Consider the following 24,217-nt stretch of genomic DNA (forward strand, 5'->3'; position numbering starts at 1 on the left):
GAGACTCCGCTGGTTCCGGTGAATGAGTACTAATTCACCTTCACAGATCATAACTAGACATGATCGGGTTGCGCGGCTAGAGTTGGAAGGTAAGGTTAGCCTTACCAATTGTTCTTGTTTGGATGCGACCCCTGGATGTGACGTGCTCGGAAACTACCTGATCGGCCTGCGTGAAGGGCTGGAAGCCGCCCTCATTGTGACCATCCTCGTGGCCTATCTCGTGAAGATCGACCGCAAGGACGTGCTGCCGCGCATCTGGCTCGGCGTCGGCCTCGCCGTGCTGCTCGCGCTCGGCATCGGCGCGCTCCTCACGTTCGGCACCTACGGGCTGTCGTTCACCGCGCAGGAGGTCATCGGCGGCACGCTCTCCATCATCGCCACGGGCCTCGTGACCTGGATGGTCTTCTGGATGCTGCGCACCGCACGCGACCTCAAGGGTCACCTGCAGGGCAGCATCGACCGTCATCTGGTGGGCTCCGGCCTCGGCCTGGTCGTAGTGGCGTTTCTCGCCGTGGGCCGCGAGGGCATCGAAACGGCCGTCTTCCTCTGGGCCGCCGTGCAAGCCACCGGGTCCAGCGCCCTGCCACTGCTCGGAGCCGCCCTCGGCATCCTCACAGCCGTCGCGCTCGGATGGCTCATTTACTCCGGCATGGTGCGCATCAACCTGTCCCGGTTCTTCACGTGGACGGGCGCCATTCTCATTGTCGTCGCCGCCGGCGTGCTGTCCTACGGCGTGCACGACCTGCAGGAGGCCGGCGTTCTGCCGGGCCTCCACAGCCTGGCGTTCAACGTGAGCGCGATCGTCCCCCCGAGCAGCTGGTACGGCACCCTGCTCAAGGGCACTCTTAACTTCTCGCCGGCCACCACCTGGTTGGAGCTCACGGCCTGGCTGGCCTACGCCGTGCCCACCCTGTCCCTCTTCGTTGTGCGGAGCCGTCGGGGCCACACCCCGCCGGTTGCCGCACCGCAGCCCGCCCGAGCGCCCGCCCTCGTCGGCTGACCTCGACTGCCACACCCTCCCGAAGGATACCCATGCGCACCCGTCTTCCTCACCGTGCCCTCACCGTCGTTTCCGTCGGCGCCATCGCCGCGCTCGCCCTCAGCGGATGCGTCGCCAACGACTCGTCGACCGCGCACGAGAAGCTCACCGTCACGAGCTCGGCGACAGACTGCAGCGTCTCGGCCGATACCGCTCCGGCCGGAACCGTCGTGTTCACGGTCACGAACACCGGCGACCAGGTCACCGAGTTCTATCTGCTCGGCTCTGATGAGCTGAGCATCAAGGGCGAGGTCGAGAACATCGGCCCGGGGCTCAGCCGCGATCTGGTGGTTCAGCTGTCCGCCGGAGATTATTTCACGGCCTGCAAGCCGGGAATGGTCGGTGACGGCATCGACAAGGCCGCATTCACCGTGTCCGACTCCGATGCGGCCGGCGCCCCCACGGTGGATATGGCCGCGCAGATCGACGTCGCCAACACGAACTACGCCTCGTACGTGAAGGATCAGGTCAACCAGCTGCTGACCGGGACGACGGCCTTCGCCGCCGCGTACGTGGCTGAGGACGACGACGCGGCGCGGGCCCTGTATGCGCCCACACGCGCCCACTGGGAGCGGGTGGAGACGATTGCCGAGTCCTTCGGCGACCTGGACCCCAAGCTCGACCTGCGCGAGGCGGACCTGGAAGAGGGCCAGGAATGGACCGGCTGGCACGCCATCGAGAAGGACCTGTGGCCGGCCGAGGCTGAAGCCGGGTTCGCAGCGTACACGCCCGAGCAGCGCAGCTACCTGGCCGACCTTCTGGTGACCGACACGGCCACCCTCGACTCCAAGGTCCAGGACATCAGCTTCACCCTCTCCCAGCAGGCGAACGGCGCCATCGGTCTGCTCGACGAGGTGGCAACGGGCAAGGTGACGGGCGAGGAAGAATTCTGGTCCCACACCGACCTCTGGGATTTCCAGGCCAACATTGACGGCGCCGCCGTGCTCTATGCCGGCGTGCGAGACCTGCTCGTGGAAAAGGACCCCGACCTCGCGACCAGCCTTGACGAGGAATTCACGGCCCTGCAGGGCCTGCTCGATGCCCAGCGCGTCGGAGAAGGATTCCAGCTCTACACCGACCTGACCCCCGCAGACATTCGCGCCCTGGCCGACCAGGTGAACGCCCTGGGCGAGCCGCTCAACCAGCTCACGGCGGCCCTGGTCCTGTGATCGGCCGCACCCGAAAGTCGCCGGCCCCCGCACCGACGACATCCACCGATCCGACCGCCGCCGCGGGACCGGACGGTGAGCCCGCCGCCGCGCGCGGCCTCACCCGGCGTGGCCTGCTGGGCCTGGCCGGTGCGGGTGCGGCCGGCGTGGGCCTCGGCATCGCCGGCGACCGGGCCGTCACCGCCGCCGTTGATGGTTCTGCCGGAGACGCATCGGGCCGGTATCCGTTCTACGGCACGCATCAGGCCGGCATCGTCACTCCCGCGCAGGACAGACTGCACTTCGCCGCGTTCGACCTCGCCGCCGATGCGACCCGCAGCGACCTCATCGGCCTGCTCAAGGATTGGACCGCGGCCGCGGCCGCCATGACCGCCGGCAAGGATGTGGGCGAGTTCGGCGCCGTCAGCGGCTCGTACGACGCGCCCCCGCAGGACACCGGCGAGGCACAGGGCCTCCCTCCCGCCGGACTCACCATCACGTTCGGATTCGGTCCGACGCTGTTCGACACCGCCGAGGGCGTTGATCGTTTCGGCATCAGCTCCCGCCGCCCTGCCGACCTCACGGCGCTCCCCCACTTTCCCGGCGACGACCTCGACCCCGCATTCAGTGACGGTGACCTGTGCATTCAGGCCTGCGCCGATGACCCGCAGGTTGCCGTGCACGCCATCCGGAATCTCTCGCGCATCGCGTTCGGACGAGCGGTCATTCGCTGGTCGCAGCTCGGATTCGGGCGCACCTCCAGCACGAGCACGAGCCAGGCCACTCCGCGCAATCTCTTCGGCTTCAAAGACGGCATCGCCAACATCAAGGCCGAAGAACCGGACGCCGTCAACGAGCATGTGTGGGTGCCCGGCGGTGACGGACAATCCTGGCTCGCGGGCGGGTCGTATCTCGTGGCCCGTCGCATCCGAATGACGATCGAAACCTGGGACCGCACGATCCTGCGCGAGCAGGAGGCGGTCTTCGGGCGCACCAAGGGAGCCGGCGCGCCGCTGTCTGGAGGAACCGAATTCACGGAACCCGATTTCACGACCGCGGGCCGCGACGGGGAGCCCCTCATCGGCCAGGCTTCCCACGTGCGTCTGGCGCATCCCGCTCAGAACGGCGGCACCCAACTGCTGCGCCGCGGCTACAACTTCGTCGACGGAAACGACGCCCTGGGCCGGCTCGAGGCGGGGCTGTTCTTCATCAGTTTTCAGCGCACACCGAAACAGTTCACGACGGTGCAGTCCAGCCTCGCCCGAAACGATGCCATGAACGAGTACGTCAAGCACGTGGCCAGCGCACTCTTCGTCGTGCCTCCCGGTGCCGGGACCGGCAGCTACGTCGGAGCGCCGCTCTTCGCCTGATCGCCCCGGCAGCGCCCGACGCAACGCGGAGTTCTTCGCGACGCGCCGCATTTCGCCGCGCCGCACGCGGGGTGGCGCGAAAATGTTCGCACATACCCGCCCCGCACACACACAGAACCCGCAGCCGAGGCTGCGGGTTCTGTGTGTGTACTGCGGGCTGTTAGTTCGCGTCCTGCTTCTTCACGCGGGAGACCTGGCGTGAGCGGGCGCCCGCGGTCAGCTCTACCTTGCGGATGCGCACGGCAGCCGGGGTGACCTCGACGCACTCGTCTTCGCGAGCGAATTCGAGGCACTGCTCAAGCGAAAGCTGCTTGGGCGGTGTCATCGACTCGAACGTGTCGGAGCTGGACTGACGCATGTTGGTCAGCTTCTTTTCCTTGGTGATGTTCACGTCCATGTCGTCGGCGCGCGAGTTCTCGCCGATGACCATGCCCTCGTAAACCTCGGAGGTCGGCTGCACGAAGAACGACATGCGCTCCTGCAGGTTGATGAGGGCGAACGGTGTGACGGCCCCGGCACGGTCTGCCACGATCGAACCGTTGGTCCGGGTGCTGATGGTTCCGGCCCAGGGCTCGTAGCCGTGCAGGATCGTGTTGGCGATGCCGGTGCCGCGCGTGTCCGTGAGGAACTGGGTGCGGAAACCGATCAGGCCACGCGACGGAACGATGAACTCCATGCGAACCCAGCCGGTGCCGTGGTTCGCCATGTTCTCCATGCGACCCTTACGAGCGGCGAGCAGCTGCGTGATCGCGCCGAGGTACTCTTCCGGCGCGTCGATGGTGAGGTGCTCGAACGGTTCGTGCACCTTTCCGTCGATGCGCTTGACGACGACCTGCGGCTTGCCGACGGTGAGTTCGAAGCCTTCACGACGCATCTGCTCGACGAGGATGGCGAGGGCCAGTTCTCCACGACCCTGCACCTCCCAGGCATCCGGGCGTCCAATGTCGACGACCTTGAGCGAGACGTTACCGATGAGCTCGCGGTCCAGGCGGTCCTTGACCATGCGCGCGGTCAGCTTGTGACCCTTGATCTTGCCCATGAGGGGCGAAGTGTTGGTACCGATGGTCATGGAGATGGCCGGGTCGTCGACCGTGATGGTCGGCAACGGGCGCACGTCGTCGGGGTCGGCGAGCGTGTCACCAATGGTGATGTTCTCGATACCGGCAACGGCGACGATGTCGCCGGGGGCGGCGCTCTCGGTGGGGAACCGGTCCAGGGCCTTCGTGATGAGCAGCTCGGTGATCCTCACGTTCGACACGGTGCCGTCCTTCTGCACCCATGCAACGGTCTGACCCTTACGGAGGGTGCCGTTGAAGATGCGCAGCAGTGCGAGGCGGCCGAGGAACGGGCTGGCGTCGAGGTTGGTGACGTGCGCCTGCAGGGGGTGCTCGTCGTCGTACTCGGGTGCCGGGACGTGCCGGAGAATCGCGTCGAACAACGGCTCCAGGTCATCGTTGTCGGGCAGCGTGCCATCCTCGGGCTTGTTCCAGCTCGCGGCGCCGTTGCGGCCAGAGGCGTACACGACAGGCACGTCGAGGACGGCATCGAGGTCGATGTCGGGGAAGTCGTCGACCATGTCGCTGGCGAGGCCGATGAGGAGGTCCTGGCTTTCGGCCACGACCTCGTCAATGCGCGCGTCGGGACGGTCGGTCTTGTTGACCAGGAGAATGACGGGCAGCTTGGCCTCAAGCGCCTTGCGCAGCACGAAACGTGTCTGCGGGAGCGGGCCCTCACTCGCGTCAACGAGCAGAACGACGCCGTCAACCATGGACAGGCCTCGCTCGACCTCGCCGCCGAAGTCGGCGTGGCCCGGGGTGTCGATCACGTTGATCGTGATGGGGCCCTCTTTGGCGTGGATGCCCTTGTAGGAAACCGCCGTGTTCTTGGCGAGAATCGTGATGCCCTTTTCGCGCTCCAGCTCGTTGGAGTCCATCGCACGCTCTTCAACGTGTGAGTGGTCCGCGAACGAGTCGGTCTGCTTGAGCATCGCGTCGACCAGCGTCGTCTTGCCATGGTCAACGTGCGCGACGATGGCAACATTTCGGAGGTTATTGCGCGTAGCAATCGCCATAAAAGTAGATCCTTACGAAGAATGAATGCCGCAGAGTAACACTGGCGACGAAGTGGATGTGTGGGGCCACAGTCAGACCCAAAGTACGAGCCTATCGTATGATTCGCCCCGACGCCCTAACCCGCGTACGGAGTAAGCCTCGACGGCCCTCCACGCCGATTAATCTGCCGGGCCGAGGCACTCGTTTCAGTGCCGGTCGACGACGGTCCACTGCGGGAGGTTCCACTCCAGGTGGGGCGCGAGGATCGACGGGGCGACTCCGTCGATGCGCGTGCTGTGCGCCGTGACTGTCGGCAGATCGAACAGCGGCATGGAGTAGGCGTGGTCCCAGAGCAGCCGGTCGAGTTTCTCTTGCAGCTGGGCCTGGACCGTCGGGTTCAGCTCGGTATCAAGGCGCGCCGCCACGGCGTCGATCTCGCGGTTCGAGATGAACGAGTGATTGTTGACTCCGGACGTGGCGAACGCCGCCTTCGGTCCGGAGACCGCAAGAGAGGGAGTCGACCAGCCGTAGAGAGCGGCATCGTAGGCATTCGACGCGCCCAGAAGCTCCCGCCAGTTCGCATCCCCGCAGTCGGTCACCGCGAAGCCGGCACGGGCTGCGGACTCCTTGATGAGTCGAAACTCCTGCACTCGGCGCGGATTGCTCGCCTCATAGAGGATGCACACGCTCGGGTCGGTCACGCCGGCCTGCGCGAGCAAGGCACGCGCACCCTGCACGTCCACGTCCGCGAAGGCGGCGGAGCCGTTGCGCGTGACCGAGGCCGCGTAGCCGCTGGTTCCCGGGAGAAACACCTGCGAGTCGCGCAGCACCGCCCGGTCCCCGGCGACCGGAGCAACGAGTTCGTCGAGAATCTGCCGTCGGGGCACCACCTTCATGAAGGCCTGCCGCACGCGCACGTCGGCGAAGACACCGCTCGTGGATTGGGCGGCCTGCAGGTCGATGTGCTCGTAGGTTCCCGCGGAGCCGGCCATCGTGGTCACCGCGTCGAGGTTGGCGAGTGCCCGGCGCACCGGTTTTGTCGCCGGTGCGGCGATGACGTCCACGTCTCCCGCGCCCAGAGCCTGCACGGCCGCGAGCGGGTCGGCGATGTGCCGCAGAACGACGGTCTCAATCGACGGCTTGCGTGATCCCGTGTACTGCGGATTCGCGGTGAGTGTTACGGACTCCCCCGCCCGCATGCCGGAGATCGTGTACGGGCCGGTGCTGAGCAGCAGTTCCGGGTCGTCGGGGAGTTCGGTGAAGTTGAATCCGGAATTCCAGAACGATGCCAGCTCAGACAGCGCGGCCCGGTCATCGGAGTCGATGGCCGCGATCACCGCCGATTTCGCCGCAGCGTTGTCGTGCAGCCCGAGGGCGTTCTGGCCGACCACGTGAGCCGCAAGCGCCCGCGGGAACACGTGCTGCCAGTCCGCATAGGGAGCGGTGTAGACCATCGTGATCGCCCGATTGTTGTCGCTGATGGTCGGCACGTCGCGCACGAGTCCGAGTCCGGTGCTCGGCTGGGCGCCGGAGTCGAAGTACACGGTGTCCGGCGGCAGGTCCGCGGTGATCTCATGCGTCTGCGGGTCGGCGAGATCACCGGGCACAAATCCCGGCGTGTCCAGGGCGCGCGAATTCGCCAGCCAGTCGAGCAGCAGGTCTGCGGCGTCGACGCTCGTGCCGTCGGACCATTCAACGCCGGCGTTGACGGTGTATTTCACGGTGAGGGGATCCTCCGACACGATTTCGGAGGTGCCGAAGCGCTCGTCCGGCACCAGCTTCGGCGTGTCGTCCACCGACGCGAACCAGTCGTTGGTCAGTGCGGCGACGCTGTTGTTCGCTGCGGAGTTGCCGTAGGTCGTCGCCGGGTTGTACGAGTCGAAGGCCGCGGCGGATGCCACGGTGACGGAGGCCCCCTTGTCGAGTCCGGATTCGGCAGTGGAGGCCGTGCATCCGCTGAACAGGAGGCAGACCGCAACGACCCAGACGACGGCGGATCTGGTTCTCATTGAATAAGACCCTACCCGCCGCCGGCTGGGAATGAGGATGGCTCGCGCTCCGGTTGCGGTGCCGCGTCGCGTCATCGCCGGCGGGCGGTACCCACAGAGAAGGCCCGACCGAGAACGCTACTCGGTCGGGCCTGAATTGTGCGGCGGGCGGGCTACCGCCCGAATTCGAAGTTTGCTCCGGGAATCGCGGCCAACAGTTGCTGCGTGTACTCCTGCTGCGGATTGTCGAAGACCTCGTCAACGGACGAGGACTCCACGATGCGCCCGCTCTTCATGACGCACACCTGGTCGGCGATGACTCGCACCACCGCCAGGTCGTGAGTGATGAAGAGATAGGTCAGGCCCAGCTCCGTCTGCAGCTCGGCAAGCAGGCTGAGAATCTGCGCCTGCACGAGCACGTCAAGGGCCGACACGGCCTCGTCGAGGATGACGATCTCCGGTTTGAGGGCGAGCGCCCTGGCCACGGCCACCCGCTGGCGCTGGCCTCCGGACAGTTCGTTCGGATATCTCGTCGAGAGATTCGCCGGCAGCGCCACCTGGTCGAGAAGTTCGCTCACCCGATTGCGCCGAGAGAGACGATCACCCACACCATGCACGATGAGCGGTTCGGCGATGGTGTTGCCGATGTTGCGCAGCGGGTCGAGCGAGCCGTACGGATCCTGGAAGACCGGTTGCATTTTGCGCCGCAGGGACAGGAGTTCACGACCACCGAGGTGCGCGATATCCGCGCCGTCGATCATGATCTTGCCCTGGGTTGCGTCCTCGAGGCGCAACAGGAGCTTTGCGACGGTGGATTTTCCGGAGCCGGATTCTCCAACCAGCGCCATCGTTGTTCCACGTTGGACGCTGAAGGAGACGTCGTCGACGGCCTTGAGATGGCGCCCCTCCCCCTTCGCCCCGCGAATCTTGTACACCTTGGTGAGCGACTCGACGACGATCGCCGAATCGTCGGCCCGCGCCGTCTCGGACCTCGCCGCCCGGCTTTCTGCGGCCTTGATGAGGTCCATTCCGCGCGCCGATGTCGGCGGGTGGTAGTCCGCCTCGCTCAGCTTTTGGCCCGCGGAAACAATCCGGCGCGAGGCCAGGCTGGGAGCCGCGGCGACGAGACGCTGCGTATACGGGTGCAGCGGGTTCTCCAGGATCTCCTTCGACGGACCGGACTCCACGACCCGTCCCTTATACATCACCACGAGCTGTTCCGCCCGTTCGGCCGCGAGGCCGAGATCGTGCGTGATGAACAAGACGGCGGTGCCCAGATCGCGGGTCAGCGTAGCCAGATGGTCGAGGATCACGCGTTGCACGGTGACGTCAAGTGCTGACGTCGGTTCATCGGCGATGAGGAGCTTGGGCCGGGAGGACAGTCCCATACCGATCAGCACACGCTGACGCATCCCGCCGGAGAACTGGTGCGGGAACTGCCGCATGCGCTTGTCGGCGTCGGCCAGCCCGGCTTCCTTCAGCACCTGGATGGCGTACTTCTTCACATCCTTGCCGCTCGCGATTCCGTTCGCACGAACCGCCTCCTCGACCTGGAAGCCGATGCTCCAGACCGGGTTGAGGTTCGACATCGGGTCCTGCGGAACAAAGCCGACGAGTTTTCCTCGCACGTTCTCCATCTCGCTGTCGCCCAGGGATGCCAGGTTACGACCTTCGAACAAGATTTCGCCCTGGGTGATCCGGCCCGACCCTGGAAGCAGGTTGATGATCGCGTGCGCCGTGGTGGACTTGCCCGATCCGGACTCGCCCACAATGGCCAGGGTCTGCCCCGGCATCAGGGTGAGGTCGATGCCGTTGAGCGCCTTCACGAAGCCGTTCTGGGTTTGGAACCCGACTTCGAGATTGCGGATCTCCAGCAGGGGCTGGTCCATGGTGCGCGTTCCGGCGCGGCTGTCGGTGGGGAGTGGCTGGCTCATCGCAGTGCCCTCGCTTTCGGATCGAGTGCGTCTCGCGCAACCTCGCCGAGCGAGATGAAGGCAAACACGGTCAGGGAGAGGGCGATGGACGGCAGGATCAACGTTTGCGGCGCCGTTCTCAGGTCATTCTGGGCATTGTTGATGTCGTTCCCCCACGACATGATGTCGCTGCCGAGGCCTACCCCGAGAAAGGACAGGCTCGCCTCGGCAACGATGGCCGCGGCCAGTGAAATCGTCGTGATGACGATGACTGGTGCGATCGAGTTGGGGAGGACATGCTGCAGCAGGATCTTGAATCTCGACAGCCCGAGCGCCGTGGACGCCATCACGTAATCGGCGTTCTTCACCCGGAGAATTTCGGATCTCAATACGCGTGCCGTTTGCGGCCAGGCGAACACCCCGATGGCCAGCGAGATACTCCAGACGCTGCGGTACTGGCTCAGCACGGACATGATGACCACGGCGGCCAGGATGTAAGGGATCGAGAAGAAGATGTCGCCCAGCCGGGACAGGATCGAGTCCACCCAGCCGCCATAGAACCCGGCGAACGCGCCGAAGAGGATTCCGAGAACCGTGGTGAGCACGATCACGATGAAGCCCACCGACAACGACGTCGACGTGCCGTTGATGATGCGGGAGTAAATGTCGCAGCCCTGCTTGGTGAAGCCGAGCGGATGCCCCGGGGCCGGACCGCCGTTGCTATTGCTCAGAAAACAGTTGCTGTTGGGCGGGGTCTGGGTGAAGAGCCACGGCATGATCGCGACGACGGTGACGAGCAGGATCAGGAAAGCGGAGATCCAGAAGATCGGGCGCACCCGAAGGTCCCGCCAGGCGTCGATCCACAGGTTGCTGCGTTTCTCCGAAACCTGGACCGTATCGGTTTCGACGAGCGGTGTTTCGTCGAGGGACGCGACGAAGTGGGTCGTCGAACGTCCGTCGGAACCCGTGCCGGCCGACGCGCCGTCTGGTGCATTACTTGACATAGCGAATCCTTGGGTCGAGCAGACCGTACAGCAGGTCTACCAACAGGTTGACGACGAGGTAAAGCAGCACCATGACGGTCACGAATGACACGACCGTGGGGCCTTCACCGCGCTTGATCGCCTGGAACAGTGTGTTTCCCACGCCGGGCACATTGAAAATACCCTCGGTAATCGTGGCCCCGACCAGGAGAACTCCGAAGTCGGTTCCGAGATACGTGACCACGGGAATGAGCGAGTTCCGCAGGATATGCACCGGGACGACGCGGCGACGGCTGAGCCCTTTGCTGTAGGCCGTGCGCACAAAGTCGAGTCCAGCCGTCTCGATCACGGACGCTCGGGTGAGGCGCATGATCTGGGCGAAACTGGCGCTGGCCAGCACCACCGCGGGCAGGATCAGATCCTGGATCGGAGCTCCGCTGCCGACCGTGGTGCGCGCCCAGCCAAGTTGGATGCCGAAGATGAACTGGGCGACGAAGGCGATGACGAAGATCGGCAGGGAAATCAGCAACAGGCTGACGGCGAGAGACGTCGCATCGAACAGCTTGCCCTTGCGCAGGCCCGAGACGAGCCCCACCAGGATTCCGGAGATCGCGAGGAAGCCGAGCGCGAGACCGGCCAGTCGGGCGGTCACCGGGAAGGTCCGGCCGAGAACCTCGTTGATCGGCTCACCGGAGAAGGTCAGTCCGAAGTCGCCTTGCAGGATGCCGCCCAGGTAGATGAAGTACTGGGTTATGAAGGGCTGGTCCAGGTGGTACTGGGCTCGGATCTGAGCCACAACGGACGGATTGGGCGATCGATCGCCGAAGAGGGCGAGAATCGGATCGCCTGGCATGGCGAACACCATGAAGTAGATGAGAAATGTCGTTCCCAGGAAGACGGGAATCGCCTGAAGAACACGTCGAAAGATGTATCCGGTCATGCGGCGCCTATGCCTCCGGAGCGGTGGGTGTGAACATACGGGATCTGAACCCTAACTGTGGTTGGCACGGAGCCCGAAGAGGCCAGCCGTGCCAAGACTACTCTCGCGAGGCATGCGCCTCGCGGCCGACAAGGATGTCAGAGGTGGAGGCCATGACGCTTGCGCGCCATCGCCTCCACCCGATCTTAGGCGCGAATTAGCCCTTTGTGATCTCGTAGTACAGCGGCACGGAATTCCAGCCGAACTCCACGTTCTGCACGTCCGTTCCGAAACCGCCGGTCACGTTGGAGTACCACAGAGGGATGGCCGGAAGGTCCTGCAGCAGGATCTCCTGTGCCTCCTGGAAGATGGCGTTGGCCTTGTCCAGATCGGTTTCGGTGGAGCCCTCGTTCAACAGCTTGTCGAACTTCGGGTTTGAGTAGTCGCCGTCGTTGGAACCGGCCCCGGTCGCGTAAATCGGTCCGAGGAAGTTGAACAGGCTCGGGTAGTCGGCCTGCCAACCGCTGCGGGCGGGCGTCTCGATCGTGCGGTTGGTGATCAGCGTGCGCATCTCGGCGAAGGTCGGGTACGGTGCACCGGCGGCATCGATTGCGAGCACATTCTTGATGCTGTTGGACACGGCGTCGACCCAGGGCGCGTGTCCACCGTCGGCGTTGTAGGCAATCTGGAAGGTACCGGTCCACGGGGAGATCGCATCGGCCTCGGCCCAGAGTTCCTGTGCCTTTGATTCATTGTACTTCAGCACATCGGCGCCCTTGAGGGAGTCGGACCATCCGTCGATGACGGGCGAGGTGAAGTCGGAAGCCGGGGTGCGAGTTCCCTCGAAGATCACCTTGGTGATCTCGTCACGGTTGATCGCCATCGAGAGTGCCTGGCGGCGCAGAGTTCCCTCTTCACCGTCGAAGTGGGGCAGGCGCTCCGGAATCGTGAAGGACTGGAACACCGCGGCAGGCTGGTTGATGGCACGATCGCCCAAGTCGCTTTCAAAGGTGGCGAGGGCGCTCGGCGGCAGTGCGTCGAGGACGTCGAGGTTGCCACCGAGCAGGTCGGCGTAAGCCGCTCCCTGGTCGGCATAGAAGACGATCGTCAGGCCGCCGTTCTTCGGCGTGCGACCGCCGTCATAGTCGGGGTTGACCACAAGGTCGATCTTCGCGTTGTGCTTCCAGGCCGTGGGGCTGGCAAGCATGTACGGGCCGTTGCCGACAGGGCTCTCGCCGAAGGCGTCGACGTCGTCCCAGGCGGATGCGGGCAGCGGCAGGAACGCCGAGTAGCCGAGGCGCAGGGGAAAGTCGGCCAGCGGGGAGGTGAGGGTCACCGTGAAGGTCGTGTCGTCGATGACCTTGAGGCCCGTCAGCGGGCTGTCCTCGTCATAGCTGAAGCCTTCGATCGGCTCGAAGAAGTAGCTCGACAGCTGGGCGTTGCTGAGCAAAGCGCCGTACTGCCAGGCGTCCACGAAGCTGTTCGAATCGACCGGTTCGTCGTTGGTGAACGTCAGGCCCGGCTTGATCTTGATGGTGTATACCGTGCTGTCGTCGGTCGTGATCGACTCGGCCACATCGTTGACGGGGGCACCGTCGGCGTCGTAGTACACGAGGCCGGCGAAGATGGAGTCGAGGATCTTGCCGCCGCCCACCTCGTTCGTGTTGGTCGGGATCAGCGGGTTCTGGGGTTCTGAACCGTTCGCAGTGATGACAGCGGTTGCATCGGTCGGCGCGGAGCTGCCGGAGTCTCCGGCACAACCGGAAAGCGTAAGCGCCCCCACGGCCGCGAGAGCGATGGCAACGACGCCGAGTCTCTTGATTCTCAATTTTCCTCCAGTGAAAAAGGTGAGCGCCTCGCAGGTTGTGACCGCGCCGGCGTTCTGGTTAAGTCGACCCTAATTGGGGCATCGCGCAAAAATGTCATCTGCGCGAGAACCGTTATCTATGTGAAACATTCGACGACCATTTTCTGCGCCGAATCGACGAAAAATACAGATTTTGTGCATGAAAGCGGGTCTGAGCAGCAAACCCTGCACCTGACCGCCTTCCGAGCCCATGTCGTCGCACGCTTCGCACTGGCAGGATGAGGGCATGATCCTTTCCTCCCGCAGCCCGCGCACGGCCCGGCTCTACTGGGAAATCGGGATCGTCCTCGGGCTATCGCTCGGAGCATCCGCCGTCTATTCCATCGTCTCGATCGTGGCGCGGCTCAGCGACACCACGCCCCTGTCTGAGCAGTCGGCTACGCTCAACGGCTCGCAGTCGCCGAGGGAATGGCTCGACTTCACGTATCAGTTCCTCGGCATCGCCTTCGGGCTTGTGGCGGTGGCGCTCGTGCTCTACCTGCTCTGGAGCCCGGGACGCAACCCGTTTCGAGACCTGGGCCTGGATCTGACCCAACCGGGCCGGGATCTGCTCCGCGGCGGCGGCCTGCTGCTCGCCATTGGAATTCCAGGGCTGGGCCTCTACCTCGCCGGTCGGGCATTCGGTTTCACGGTTGCAGTCGTGCCCTCGCCGCTCGACACGTTTTGGTGGACGATCCCGATCCTGGTCTTCTCGGCGCTGCGCAGCGCGCTCGTGGAGGAGGTCATCGTCATCGGCTACCTCTACCGGCGCCTGCGGGAGCTGGGCTGGTCGACGTGGACCGTCATCGTGTCGTCGGCTGTGCTGCGCGGCAGTTACCACCTGTACCAGGGCATCGGCCCGTTCTTCGGCAACGTAGCCATGGGCGTCGTCTTCGGCTGGTGCTACACGCGCTGGGGGCGCACGATGCCGCTCGTGATCACGCACTGGCTGCTCGACATCTTGTCCTTCGTCGGTTATCCGCTCGCGCTCGCGTGGTGGCCCGGACTGCTCGCTCCCGCCTGACGTGTGTCCGATCCTGCCTCGCACCTCGCCCGTGCTGCGAGTAGCGTGGGGTCACGATCGGGAGGAGGGCCTGCTGTGACATCCCTTCCTTCCGTGCCGTCGGAACCCGTCTCCTACGACGCGGTGATCTTCGACCTTGACGGTGTCGTGACCGACACCGCCGCCGTGCACGCGCGGGCGTGGCAGGCGCTCTTCGACGAGGTTTTGCCGGCCCTGGCCGGCGAGGCGGCGCACGCGTTCGATCCGAGGGACGATTACCTGCGCTACGTCGACGGGCGTCCGAGGGAAGACGGCATTCGCACGTTCCTGGCCTCACGGGGAATCAGACTTCCGGAGGACGGGCCGGCAGGTCCGGGCGCACCCCACACCGTCGCCGAACTGGCCGCCCGCAAACAAACCATTTTCGACAGGATCCTGGCCGCCGATGGCGTCGCCGTGTTCGAGGACGCCCTCACCCTGGCCGGCCGGTTGCGCGAATCGCACATTGCCACGGCCATCGCGACCTCCAGCCGCAACAGCGCCCAGGTGCTCGAGGCAGCGGGCGCCACGGGCGCGTTCGATGTGTGCGTCGACGGCACCGATGCCGTTCGGTTGTCCCTGCCCGGAAAACCGGATCCGGCACTGTTTCTCGAAGCCGCCCGGCGACTCGGCGTGACTCCGTCCCGCGCCGCCGTGCTGGAAGACTCCGTCGCGGGCGTCGAAGCCGGCCAAAGGGGCGGATTCGGGCTCGTTGTCGGGGTGAACCGCACGGGATCCGACGATCGCCTACGTGCGGCCGGCGCCGACATCGTGCTCGCCGACCTCAGGCACCTCGACTTGTCCGCTCCCGGCGAGAACCAGGATCCGTGGCTGTTGCGGTACGACGGATTCGACCCGGGGTCGGAGGGCGTGCGGGAGGCGCTCTGCACGCTGGGCAACGGATTCTGGGGCACCCGCGGGGCCGCCCCGGAATGCGATGCGAATGATGTGCACTATCCGGGCACCTATCTCGCCGGCGTCTACAACCGACTCAGCACGGTGATCGGTTCCGAGACCCGCGAAGACGAACACATGGTAAATACGCCCAACTGGCTGCCGCTCCATTTTCGGATCGCCGACGGGGAATGGCTGCACCCCGGCAGCGCCGACCTCACGGACTACCGGCAGGAACTCGACCTCAAACATGCCACGCTCACCCGCCATATGGGCTTCCGCGATCGGAGCGGCCGCATCACCCGCGTTTCGTCGCGCCGATTCGTCTCCCAGGCGGCACCGCACGTTGCTGTGCTCGAGACGACGTTCGAGGCCGTGAACTGGTCGGGGGCGCTGGGAATTCGTTCGGCCCTCGACGGGCGCGTGGCCAATCGCAATGTGGCCGCCGATCGGTCACTCGCCGGACGGCACCTCGTGCCGCGCGAAGCGGTCGGCGTCGGGGACGAGACCATCCTGCTGGAAGTGGAAACCAGCCAGTCCGACATTCACATCTCGCTCGCGGCACGCACCCGGGTCTTCGAAGGCGGACGGCGACGCGATCCAAAGCGGGACACTCTGACGGAGAACGGCTGGGTCGCTCACACCTTCGACCTGGACATGCACCGGGGGCGACCGGTTCGGGTGGAGAAGGTCGTGGTGGTCAGCACATCCCGGGACCGGGCCATCGCATCCCCCACGGCGGCCGTGCTGACCTGGCTCGAGCGACTGCCGGAGCCTGTCGAGTTGCTGGCGGCGCACGAGCGGGAATGGCATGTGCTGTGGGACGAGTTCGCCGTGCGTCTCGATGACGGTCACCGGTCCTCCCTGGCGCTCAACCTCAATACGTTCCATGTGCTCCAGACGGTGGCAGCAGTGGATGCCGACCTCGACGCCGGCGTGCCCGCTCGCGGCCTGCACGGCGAGGGTTACCGCGGCCACGTCTTCTGGGACGAGATGTTCGTTTACCCCATTCTCACCCTCCGTCGTCCCGACCTGAGCCGGGCGATGCTCGGCTACCGCTACCGTCGTTTGGGCGAGGCGAGGGCCGCCGCGCGGCAGATCGGACAGTCCGGCGCCATGTTCCCCTGGCAGAGCGGCATCGACGGACGCGAAGTCACCCCCAACGCGCTTTTCAACACCCGTAACGGCCAGTGGATGCCCGACCATTCCCACCGCCAGCGGCACGTGGGCCTGGCGATTGCCTACAGCGTCTGGCAGTACTACCAGTCGACCGGCGACATCGATTTCCTCATCCATCAGGGCGCGGAGCTTCTCCTCGAGGTCGCTCGGTTCTTCTCCGGTCTCGCGGTCCTCGACACGGGAGCGGACCGGTACGACATCGCGGGCGTGATGGGCCCGGACGAGTTCCACGACGGACCGCCGGGCAACCCGGGCGCCGGGTTGCTGAACAACACCTACACAAATGTCATGGTGGCCTGGACGCTGAGCAGAGCGGTCGAGACCGTGGCACTGCTGAGAACTCACCACTGCGGGCCGCTGTGGAACACATTGCGGTTGGGCGCGGGCGAGGTGGAGCGGTGGGACCGCATGCGTCATCGACTTCGAGTGGTTTTTCACGCCGACGGGATCCTGAGCCAGTTCCAAGGCTACGAGGCGTTGCCTGAATTCGAGTGGGAGGCCTATCGGGCCCGGTATGGGTCCCTCGGTCGCCTGGACCTCATTCTCAATGCCGAGGGTGACAGCACCAACAACTTCCGGCTTGCCAAGCAGCCGGATGCGTTGATGCTCCTGTACCTGTTCTCCGCCGAGGAGCTCCGCGGGCTGCTGCACGACATGGGCTACGCGTTTCCGCGACACGCGGTGGTACGCACGCTCGACTTCTACCTCGCCAGGTCCACGCACGGATCCACCCTGAGCAGCGTCGTGCATTCCTGGGTGGAAGCCCGACGCGATCGCGCCCAGTCGTGGAGCTTCCTCCAGCGGGCCCTCGAATGCGACCACGGCGACCTGCAGAGCGGCAGCACCCACGAAGGCATCCATCTCGGCGCGATGGCCGGATCGGTGGACATGATCGTGCGGTGTTACACCGGGCTCGAGATCCGCGACGACATGCTGTGGCTGCACCCGGTGCTGCCCGACGAGTTGGGGTCGGTCGACTTCATGATCAACTACCGCGAACAACCCATCCGGCTGCACCTCACGCGCGGCACCCTGCGCCTGCACCTACTTCCCGGCGGGGCGACACCCATCCGGGTGAGGGTGGAGGGCCAGGAAGCCACACTCTCACCCGGACAGGCCAGGAGCTTCGCCCTGGGGTAGCGGCTGCTGCTCGCGACTACTCTTCGAAGGCTTCCGGCGGCGGGCAGGCGCACACGAGGTTGCGGTCGCCGAAGGCGTTGTCGATACGACGCACCGGAGGCCAGTACTTGTGGCTGACGAGCGAGCGCAACGGGTACACCGCGGTCGCCCGATCGTAGGCGTGCGCCCACTCCCCCTCGATCACCGATTGTGCGGTGTGCGGGGCTCCCTGCAGAGGGTTGTCTTCGGCCGGCCACACACCCGCGGCAACAGCATCCGCTTCGGCGTGGATGGCCAGCATCGCCTCAACGAAGCGATCAATCTCGACGAGGTCTTCGCTCTCGGTGGGTTCGACCATGAGCGTTCCAGCCACCGGGAAGCTCATCGTGGGAGAGTGGAAGCCGTAGTCGATGAGGCGTTTCGCCACGTCATCGACGGTCACGCCCGTCGCCGCGGTGAGCGGACGAAGGTCGAGGATGCACTCGTGCGCCACGAGGCCGTTGTCGCCGGAGTAGAGCAGCGGGTAGGCGCTCGAGAGACGCTTGGCCACGTAGTTGGCTGCGAGCACCGCAGCGCCGCTGGCGTGTTTGAGACCCTCGGCGCCCATCATGCGCACATAGGCCCAGGAGATGGGCAGGATGCTCGGGCTTCCGTAGGGCGCGGCCGAGATGGGCCCACCCTCGTGATGCACGGTGCCCGGCGTTGCGTCTGCCGCGAGCAGGTAGTGCTCGTCGCTCTGTGCCAGCGGATGCCCCGGGAGAAACCGAGCAAGGTGTGCCTTGGCCGCCACCGGACCGACGCCCGGTCCGCCGCCGCCGTGCGGGATGCAGAACGTCTTGTGCAGGTTGAGGTGCGAGACATCGCCGCCGAAATCGCCGTAGCGGGCGAAGCCGAGCAGGGCGTTGAGGTTAGCGCCGTCGACGTACACCTGTGCGCCGGCGTCGTGCACGGCGCGGCAGATGGTCGCCACCTCGTGCTCGAACACGCCGTGGGTCGACGGATAGGTGATCATCAGGGCGGACAGGTCATCGGCGTGCTCAGCGATTTTGGCGTGCAGGTCGTCGAGGTCGACGTTGCCGAGGTCGTCGCAGGCGACGACGACCACCCGCATGCCGGCGAGGGCAGCGGATGCCGCATTGGTGCCGTGGGCGCTGGACGGGATCAGGCATACGGTGCGTGCGCCCTCTCCGCGAGAGCGGTGGTAGGCGGTGATCGCGAGGAGGCCGGCGAGTTCACCCTGGCTCCCGGCGTTCGGCTGCAGCGACACGGATTCGTATCCGGTCACGTCGCTCAGCCAGGTTTCGAGCTGGCGAACGAGCTGCAGGTAGCCCTCCACGTCGGCACGCGGTGCGAACGGGTGCAGTCCGGCGAACTCCGGCCAGCTCACCGCCTCCATCTCACTCGCCGCGTTGAGCTTCATGGTGCAGGAACCGAGTGGAATCATGCCGCGGTCGAGCGCGTAGTCGGCGTCGGCGAGGCGCTTCAGGTAACGCATCATGCTCGTCTCCGAACGGTGCGTGTTGAAGACCGGGTGCTCGAGGTACGGGCTCGTGCGAGTGAGTTCGGCGGGGAGTCCCTGCTGCACGGCAGGCAGATCGACGTGGCCGAAGGCATCGCCGCCGCCGAAAGCACCGACCACGGCAGACACATCGGCCGGCATGGTTGTCTCATCGACGGACACCGCGACAGTGGTCCCGTCTACCTGGTGCACGTTGTACCCGCGAGCCGCTGCCTTGGCCACGACGGCGGCGGCGCCCGTGGGAACGGACACCCGAACGGTGTCGAAGAATGCGCTGTGCACCACGTCGGCACCGATCGAGCGGAGGGCACCGGCCAGCGTGCCCGCCCGCTCGTGTACCTGTTCGGCGATGGCCTTCAGGCCGTCCGGTCCGTGGTACACGGCGTACATGCCCGCCATCACGGCGAGCAGAACCTGTGCGGTGCAGATGTTAGAGGTCGCCTTGTCGCGACGGATATGCTGCTCCCGCACCTGCAGGGCTAGGCGGTAGGCGGGATTCCCGTCGGCGTCGACGCTCACGCCTACGAGGCGGCCGGGCAACTGGCGTTCGAGTCCCTTGCGCACGGACATGTAGCCGGCGTGCGGTCCCCCGAACCCCATCGGTACGCCGAATCGCTGACTCGTGCCCACCGCGACGTCGGCGCCGAGGTCGCCCGGCGACGTGATCAGGGTGAGGGCGAGCAGGTCGGCGGCCACGACGGCGATGGCCTTCTGCTCGTGGGCGAGGGCGATCACTCCCTCGGGGTTCCAGACCCGACCGGACGCGGCGGGGTACTGCACGAAGATACCGAAGTAGTCCCCGAGCTCGTCCGCGGTGGTGCTCTCGTTTAACGGCAGCACGGCGAGCTCGATGCCGAGCGCGTGCGCACGGTTTTCGAGCAGCGCGTGGGTCTGCGGCAGCGCGTCGGCGTCCACGATGAAGCGGCGGCTGGCGCCCTTCGCGGCGCGGCGGGCCAGCAGCATGCCCTCCACGACGGCCGTGGATTCATCGAGCATCGACGCGTTCGCGGTTTTCAGGCCGGTGAGGTCGGCGATCATCGTCTGGAAATTGATGAGCGCCTCGAGCCGACCCTGCGAGATCTCCGGTTGGTAGGGCGTGTAGGCGGTGTACCAACTGGGGTTTTCGAAGACGTTGCGCTTGATCACGGCGGGCGTGAACGTGTCGTAGTAGCCGAGGCCAATCATGGACCGCTTCACGGTGTTGCGGTCGGCGATGACGCGCAGCTCCGCGATGGCCTCCGCCTCCGTCGCGGCGGGGGGCAGGGCGCTGTCGCCCTCGGTGCGGAAAAGATCGGAGTGGATCGAGCCGGGCATTGCCGCGGCTACGAGATCCTCGACCGAGTCATAGCCGAGTGTGGCCAGCATCCTGGACTGCGCGGGGGCATCCGTGCCGATGTGGCGCTGGGAGAAGGCCGGCGACCCGGCTGCCTGCTGGGCGGGGGCATCTGTCACGTTGAGCGTCTCCATGGATTATTCGCCGGTAAGGGCGGAGTATTCGGTGTAGGTGAGCAGCGGGGGAAGCTCGGTGAAGGTGATCTTCAGCAACCAGCCTTCGCCGAACGGGTCGCTGTTCACGAGCTCCGGGGCATCGACGACGGCGGAGTTGGTGGCCGTGACAGTGCCGTTGACGGGGGCGAACAATTCGCCGACGGACTTCGTCGACTCGATCTCGCCGACAACGGTTCCTCCCGTGACGGTGCTGCCCACGTCGGGGAGTTCGACGAAGACGACGTCGCCGAGCTTTTCGGCGGCGTAGTCGCTGATGCCGACGGTCGCGATGTCGCCTTCGATGAGCACCCACTCGTGCTCGACGGTGTACTGGAGTTCGGATTTGTCAGTCATGGGAAACCTTTCGAAGAGGGGAAAGCTACTTCTTGCGCGAGTAGAAGGGGAGGGATGCGACGGTGGCGGGAATGCGGGTGCCCCGTACGTCCATGTAGACCTCGGTACCGAGGCGCGCGAGTGCGGGCGTGACGTACGCCATGGCGATCGGGTACCCGAGGGTCGGGGACAGGGCGCCGCTGGTGATCTCTCCGGCCGCGTCGACCGCGTCGGGGGTCGCGAAAACGCCGTATCCGGCGCGGCCGGCGCGCTTGCCTTGGGCGATGAGTCCGACGAGCACCGGGGCGGTGGCGCTCGGTCCTTCCTCGCTGGCGGTGCGTCCGACGAAGTCGGTGTCCTTGGCGAGGTTGACCACGCGACCGAGGCCGGCCTGCGCGGGGTAGATGTTCCGGGTGAGTTCATGCCCGTAGAGCGGCATTCCGGCTTCGAGGCGCAAGGTGTCCCGGCTCGCCAGTCCGGCGGGCACCAGTCCGCGGTTTTCGCCGGCAGCGACGATGGCGTCCCACAGGGCCGGCGCCTGGGCGACCGGAATGTACAGTTCGAATCCGTCTTCGCCGGTGTATCCGGTGCGGGCGATGAAGAGCGCGGTCCCGCTGAAGTCACCGTTCATGGCGCGGTAGTACCGGAGCGCAATCATGTCGCCGCCGGCCGCGAATCCGGTGGTCGCGTTGAGGATGTCACGGGCTTCGGGCCCCTGCACCGCGATCAGCGCGATGTCGTCGCTTTCGTCGGCCACGGTCACATCGAAGCGCGCCGCCCGCGCCTGCATGGCTTCCAACGCCGCGAACCGGTTGCCCGCGTTGGCGACCACCAGATACTCGGTGTCGCCGAGGCGGTACACGACGACGTCGTCGATGATGCCGCCGCCCTCGGTGAGCAGCAGGCTGTACTTCGCCTGCATGAGCGCGATCCCGGAGAGCAGGCCGGCGAAGGTGTAATCGAGGTAGGCACCCGCGTCGGGACCTGTCACGCGAATCTCGGCCATGTGGGAAAGATCGAAGATTCCCGCGGTGTTGCGCACCGCGTGGTGTTCCGCCAGATCGCTGGAGTAGCGCACGGGCATCTGCCAACCCGCGAAATCGGTGAAGCTGGCACCCGCATCGACGTGAGCCTGATGCAGGGGTGAGAATCGCGCTTCCGCGAGGGGATCGACCGAGGTCATGAGTTCTCCTGGACAGGCCGGCCGAGGCCGGACATATTCACCGGGGCTCGGTTGAGCCTCGAGGGAACTCCCCCTCTGTCTTTGCTGCCTGAGAGCTTCACCGTGCCACGCGGGCACAACTTTCACCATGGGCGGAATTGACGGCTAGATTTCGCTTCGCTCAATTCACTTTTCAGAGTGGCCAGTCCGATGCGGTACGCGTACCTGAGAGATTGTCGGGGAGGATTGCTCCTTCGGTGTTCGCTCGTCTGAGACGTCGAACTCTCCCGCATCGACCTTGATGGCCCAGTGTTCAGTTCTGGTTGTTGAGGGCTAGCCTACCGCCTGCACTCACCCGGCCGGGTGACCGATGATAGTATTCCCGCTGAAACCGGCCACCTCGAACGGCCCCGGGAGGGGGTGATGGGCGCATCATGGCTGCAGTGCACGGGGCACTCGGAGGCGTCACGCGCGCGGGAGCGGCCGACGGGCTGCGCCGAGGGTTCTTCATCGCGGCGATCGTCGCGGCGACGCTCGTCGTGTTGGCTGAGCTCGGCCTGTCCTTCTTCGTCATCAATGCCAATGTGATTCCCCCCGGGGCGGACGTGGCGCAGAACCTCGGCGTTCCGGCCGGGGTGGAGGCGGTGAATTCCGCCAACGGTGCAGACCCGCCCGGATCCGGCATTGCCTCCCTCGCGCTCATCGATGGCCTGTTGCTGTTCACGGTGGGGATGCTGGGGCTCAGTCTGATCCTGTCGTTGCGGGTCTATGGCCGGATCCAGGGGATCGTCACGCTGATCGTGACGTTTCTGTGGATCATCATGTGCTTCGTGTTGGTGATCGTGGCGGTCGTGAAGCTGTTCCTCATGATCGGGCTGCTTGCTGCCATTCCCTTCGGGACGGCCGTGTACGTGGCGATCTGGGGTTCCTTTCCGACCGGGACGGCGGCCGCGGTTCTCGGCGCCCTGCTCTTCCTGAAGATCGTGTTCGGGGTGCTGCTTGTGCTCGCTCAACCGCGCTTCCTGCGCGTCACCGGATTGGTCGTGCTCGTGCTGCTGTCGGTCGTGCTGCAGCTCGTGCTCGGCTTCATCCATGGGTTCCTTCCGGGGGTGTTCGTGGCCATCGGAGACCAGTTCTGGGGCATCGTCACGGGCGTGGTCGCGCTTGTCTGGGCACTGATCATGCTGATCGGGTCGATCCCCGCGATCATCAACGCCATTCGCGCAACCGGTTCCGTCACTGATTAGTGCGTGGGTGCCGCAAAACCGGTCATTTCGCGACATGCCGTGTTAGACGGATGCCCGGCACGGCGTGTCTCAGAAAGGCCGGTTTTGCGGGGGCGCGACGGGGCGGGGCGACGTCTCATTGGCCGAGCTGCAGGTTTTTCAGGATCTCGCCGGTGTCGAACTTCTCTGTGAAGAGCTTCTGATCCCAGAACACGCACCTCGATGGATTCACCTGGCAGAACCGGTCAATGATGACCCCGCCTCCATCCGTGGGCTGGGGAGCCACATACTCGAAAATGGCCACGCCGAGCTGCTGGCCGTCGCTGTCCACCGTCAGCGGCACCTGGCCGGCTTGCGCGGCCGGCGGGGTGCTGAAGGTCACCTCGGTGTCGCTCACCCGGGTCGTGGCGACTGCTGTCTCCCCCACGGTCACGATCGTGGATTCACCGAAGCGTCCGGCGAGAATCACCGTGGTGCCGCCCTCGATGCCGCCCTGAGACGGGGTGAACGAGCTCAGCGACAGTTGCTCCGCCGGAGCTTCTCTGGTGAGGATGAAGGCGGTGACCGCGCCACCGAGAATCACGACGGCGCCCACGATGGCGAGGATCCACCAGGGAAACTTTCGGGCGACCACGGGCGCCACCTCCGGAACGACGATCTGCACGACGAAACCGAGCTCGGCATAGTCCTCCGGCGCCTCATCGGCGCTGTACGGGATGAGTTTCACCCCATAGGTGCCTGGCGTTGCGCCGGCCGTGTTGAACTGCACCTCGTACTGCACCGTCGCACCGGGCTCGATTGTGCGGAGCGGATTCGCGATCGTTGCCCCGGTCGATCCGGGGAGAGAATTGGGCGCCCCGGCCGGGAAGGCGCCCAGCACCACGCGTTCGGGCGCGGCCGACGCGTTGGTGACGGACGCCGTGATCGTTCCTTTTCCCTGTGTCAGCTCGACCGTGGACGAGCTGAGGGTCATGGAGATCTTCTTCATGGGGTACTCC

The 24,217-nt window shown here is 65.6% G+C and carries 16 protein-coding genes and 2 riboswitches; of the genes, 6 read left to right on the forward strand and 10 right to left on the reverse strand.

Features of this window, described 5'->3' with window-relative positions:
• The first annotated feature begins 142 nt into the window (after window positions 1-142).
• The 3 genes from efeU to efeB are packed head-to-tail and all read left to right on the forward strand — an operon-like array spanning window position 143 to window position 3,557.
• On the forward strand, window positions 143-1,000 hold the full coding sequence (gene efeU, locus AC1MB9_RS10955) for an iron uptake transporter permease EfeU (RefSeq protein WP_479961984.1): 858 nt from the start codon (window positions 143-145) through the stop codon (window positions 998-1,000).
• A gap of 32 nt (window positions 1,001-1,032) precedes the next feature.
• Window positions 1,033-2,208, forward strand: coding sequence for an iron uptake system protein EfeO (gene efeO, locus AC1MB9_RS10960; protein ID WP_479961985.1), 1,176 nt, complete (start codon window positions 1,033-1,035; stop codon window positions 2,206-2,208).
• On the forward strand, window positions 2,208-3,557 hold the full coding sequence (gene efeB / locus AC1MB9_RS10965; RefSeq protein WP_479964627.1) for an iron uptake transporter deferrochelatase/peroxidase subunit: 1,350 nt from the start codon (window positions 2,208-2,210) through the stop codon (window positions 3,555-3,557). Before efeO ends, efeB begins: the two co-directional genes overlap by 1 nt.
• Window positions 3,558-3,717: 160 nt before the next feature.
• Here the strand turns inward: efeB and typA are convergent, their stop codons facing one another.
• The 6 genes from typA to AC1MB9_RS10995 form a co-directional block, all read right to left on the reverse strand.
• Window positions 3,718-5,628 (reverse strand): translational GTPase TypA, encoded by a 1,911-nt coding sequence (gene typA / locus AC1MB9_RS10970; RefSeq protein WP_479961986.1) that lies wholly within the window; start codon window positions 5,626-5,628, stop codon window positions 3,718-3,720.
• A 186-nt stretch (window positions 5,629-5,814) separates the two neighbouring features.
• Window positions 5,815-7,617, reverse strand: coding sequence for an ABC transporter substrate-binding protein (locus AC1MB9_RS10975; protein ID WP_479961987.1), 1,803 nt, complete (start codon window positions 7,615-7,617; stop codon window positions 5,815-5,817).
• Between the two features lie 152 nt (window positions 7,618-7,769).
• Window positions 7,770-9,530 (reverse strand): dipeptide ABC transporter ATP-binding protein, encoded by a 1,761-nt coding sequence (locus AC1MB9_RS10980; protein ID WP_479961988.1) that lies wholly within the window; start codon window positions 9,528-9,530, stop codon window positions 7,770-7,772.
• Window positions 9,527-10,513 (reverse strand): ABC transporter permease, encoded by a 987-nt coding sequence (locus AC1MB9_RS10985; RefSeq protein WP_479961989.1) that lies wholly within the window; start codon window positions 10,511-10,513, stop codon window positions 9,527-9,529. Before AC1MB9_RS10985 ends, AC1MB9_RS10980 begins: the two co-directional genes overlap by 4 nt.
• On the reverse strand, window positions 10,503-11,432 hold the full coding sequence (locus AC1MB9_RS10990; protein WP_479961990.1) for an ABC transporter permease: 930 nt from the start codon (window positions 11,430-11,432) through the stop codon (window positions 10,503-10,505). Before AC1MB9_RS10990 ends, AC1MB9_RS10985 begins: the two co-directional genes overlap by 11 nt.
• Window positions 11,433-11,628: 196 nt before the next feature.
• On the reverse strand, window positions 11,629-13,239 hold the full coding sequence (locus AC1MB9_RS10995; protein ID WP_479961991.1) for a peptide ABC transporter substrate-binding protein: 1,611 nt from the start codon (window positions 13,237-13,239) through the stop codon (window positions 11,629-11,631).
• Between the two features lie 265 nt (window positions 13,240-13,504).
• On the opposite strand from AC1MB9_RS10995, the gene AC1MB9_RS11000 reads away from it, so the two are divergent.
• Window positions 13,505-14,281 (forward strand): CPBP family intramembrane glutamic endopeptidase, encoded by a 777-nt coding sequence (locus tag AC1MB9_RS11000; RefSeq protein ID WP_479961992.1) that lies wholly within the window; start codon window positions 13,505-13,507, stop codon window positions 14,279-14,281.
• A gap of 75 nt (window positions 14,282-14,356) precedes the next feature.
• Window positions 14,357-17,512 carry a beta-phosphoglucomutase family hydrolase gene (locus AC1MB9_RS11005; protein WP_479961993.1) on the forward strand — a complete coding sequence of 1,052 codons (3,156 nt, stop codon included), beginning with the start codon at window positions 14,357-14,359 and terminating at the stop codon, window positions 17,510-17,512.
• A 16-nt stretch (window positions 17,513-17,528) separates the two neighbouring features.
• Here AC1MB9_RS11005 and gcvP read toward each other — a convergent pair whose 3' ends face one another.
• The 3 genes from gcvP to gcvT form a co-directional block, all read right to left on the reverse strand.
• Window positions 17,529-20,375: an aminomethyl-transferring glycine dehydrogenase gene (gene gcvP / locus AC1MB9_RS11010; protein ID WP_479964628.1), complete on the reverse strand. Its 2,847-nt coding sequence runs from the start codon at window positions 20,373-20,375 to the stop codon at window positions 17,529-17,531.
• Between the two features lie 105 nt (window positions 20,376-20,480).
• The gene (gene gcvH, locus AC1MB9_RS11015) at window positions 20,481-20,852 is read right to left on the reverse strand and encodes a glycine cleavage system protein GcvH (protein ID WP_479961994.1); all 372 of its coding nucleotides are present in this window, start codon (window positions 20,850-20,852) and stop codon (window positions 20,481-20,483) included.
• Between the two features lie 25 nt (window positions 20,853-20,877).
• On the reverse strand, window positions 20,878-22,014 hold the full coding sequence (gcvT, locus tag AC1MB9_RS11020; RefSeq protein WP_479961995.1) for a glycine cleavage system aminomethyltransferase GcvT: 1,137 nt from the start codon (window positions 22,012-22,014) through the stop codon (window positions 20,878-20,880).
• 68 nt (window positions 22,015-22,082) lie between these two features.
• Window positions 22,083-22,195: riboswitch (glycine riboswitch) on the reverse strand.
• A 1-nt stretch (window position 22,196) separates the two neighbouring features.
• Window positions 22,197-22,293: riboswitch (glycine riboswitch) on the reverse strand.
• Window positions 22,294-22,427: 134 nt separating this feature from the next.
• Here gcvT and AC1MB9_RS11025 point away from each other — a divergent pair.
• Window positions 22,428-23,240 carry a hypothetical protein gene (locus AC1MB9_RS11025; RefSeq protein WP_479961996.1) on the forward strand — a complete coding sequence of 271 codons (813 nt, stop codon included), beginning with the start codon at window positions 22,428-22,430 and terminating at the stop codon, window positions 23,238-23,240.
• A gap of 115 nt (window positions 23,241-23,355) precedes the next feature.
• On the opposite strand, the gene AC1MB9_RS11030 is transcribed toward AC1MB9_RS11025, so the two are convergent.
• Window positions 23,356-24,207, reverse strand: coding sequence for an IPT/TIG domain-containing protein (locus AC1MB9_RS11030; RefSeq protein WP_479961997.1), 852 nt, complete (start codon window positions 24,205-24,207; stop codon window positions 23,356-23,358).
• Window positions 24,208-24,217 lie beyond the last annotated feature (10 nt).

The organism is Cryobacterium sp. AP27, from assembly GCF_056680495.1.

Coding starts and splice junctions, on each gene's coding strand:
- AC1MB9_RS10985 (WP_479961989.1), bottom strand. CDS start 10,513: ATGTCAAGTAATGCACCAGACGGCGCGTCGGCCGGCACGGGTTCCGAC.
- AC1MB9_RS10980 (WP_479961988.1), bottom strand. CDS start 9,530: ATGAGCCAGCCACTCCCCACCGACAGCCGCGCCGGAACGCGCACCATG.
- typA (WP_479961986.1), bottom strand. CDS start 5,628: ATGGCGATTGCTACGCGCAATAACCTCCGAAATGTTGCCATCGTCGCG.
- efeO (WP_479961985.1), top strand. CDS start 1,033: ATGCGCACCCGTCTTCCTCACCGTGCCCTCACCGTCGTTTCCGTCGGC.
- AC1MB9_RS11025 (WP_479961996.1), top strand. CDS start 22,428: ATGGCTGCAGTGCACGGGGCACTCGGAGGCGTCACGCGCGCGGGAGCG.
- AC1MB9_RS10990 (WP_479961990.1), bottom strand. CDS start 11,432: ATGACCGGATACATCTTTCGACGTGTTCTTCAGGCGATTCCCGTCTTC.
- AC1MB9_RS10975 (WP_479961987.1), bottom strand. CDS start 7,617: ATGAGAACCAGATCCGCCGTCGTCTGGGTCGTTGCGGTCTGCCTCCTG.
- gcvT (WP_479961995.1), bottom strand. CDS start 22,014: ATGACCTCGGTCGATCCCCTCGCGGAAGCGCGATTCTCACCCCTGCAT.
- gcvP (WP_479964628.1), bottom strand. CDS start 20,375: ATGCTGGCCACACTCGGCTATGACTCGGTCGAGGATCTCGTAGCCGCG.
- AC1MB9_RS11030 (WP_479961997.1), bottom strand. CDS start 24,207: ATGAAGAAGATCTCCATGACCCTCAGCTCGTCCACGGTCGAGCTGACA.
- AC1MB9_RS11000 (WP_479961992.1), top strand. CDS start 13,505: ATGATCCTTTCCTCCCGCAGCCCGCGCACGGCCCGGCTCTACTGGGAA.
- gcvH (WP_479961994.1), bottom strand. CDS start 20,852: ATGACTGACAAATCCGAACTCCAGTACACCGTCGAGCACGAGTGGGTG.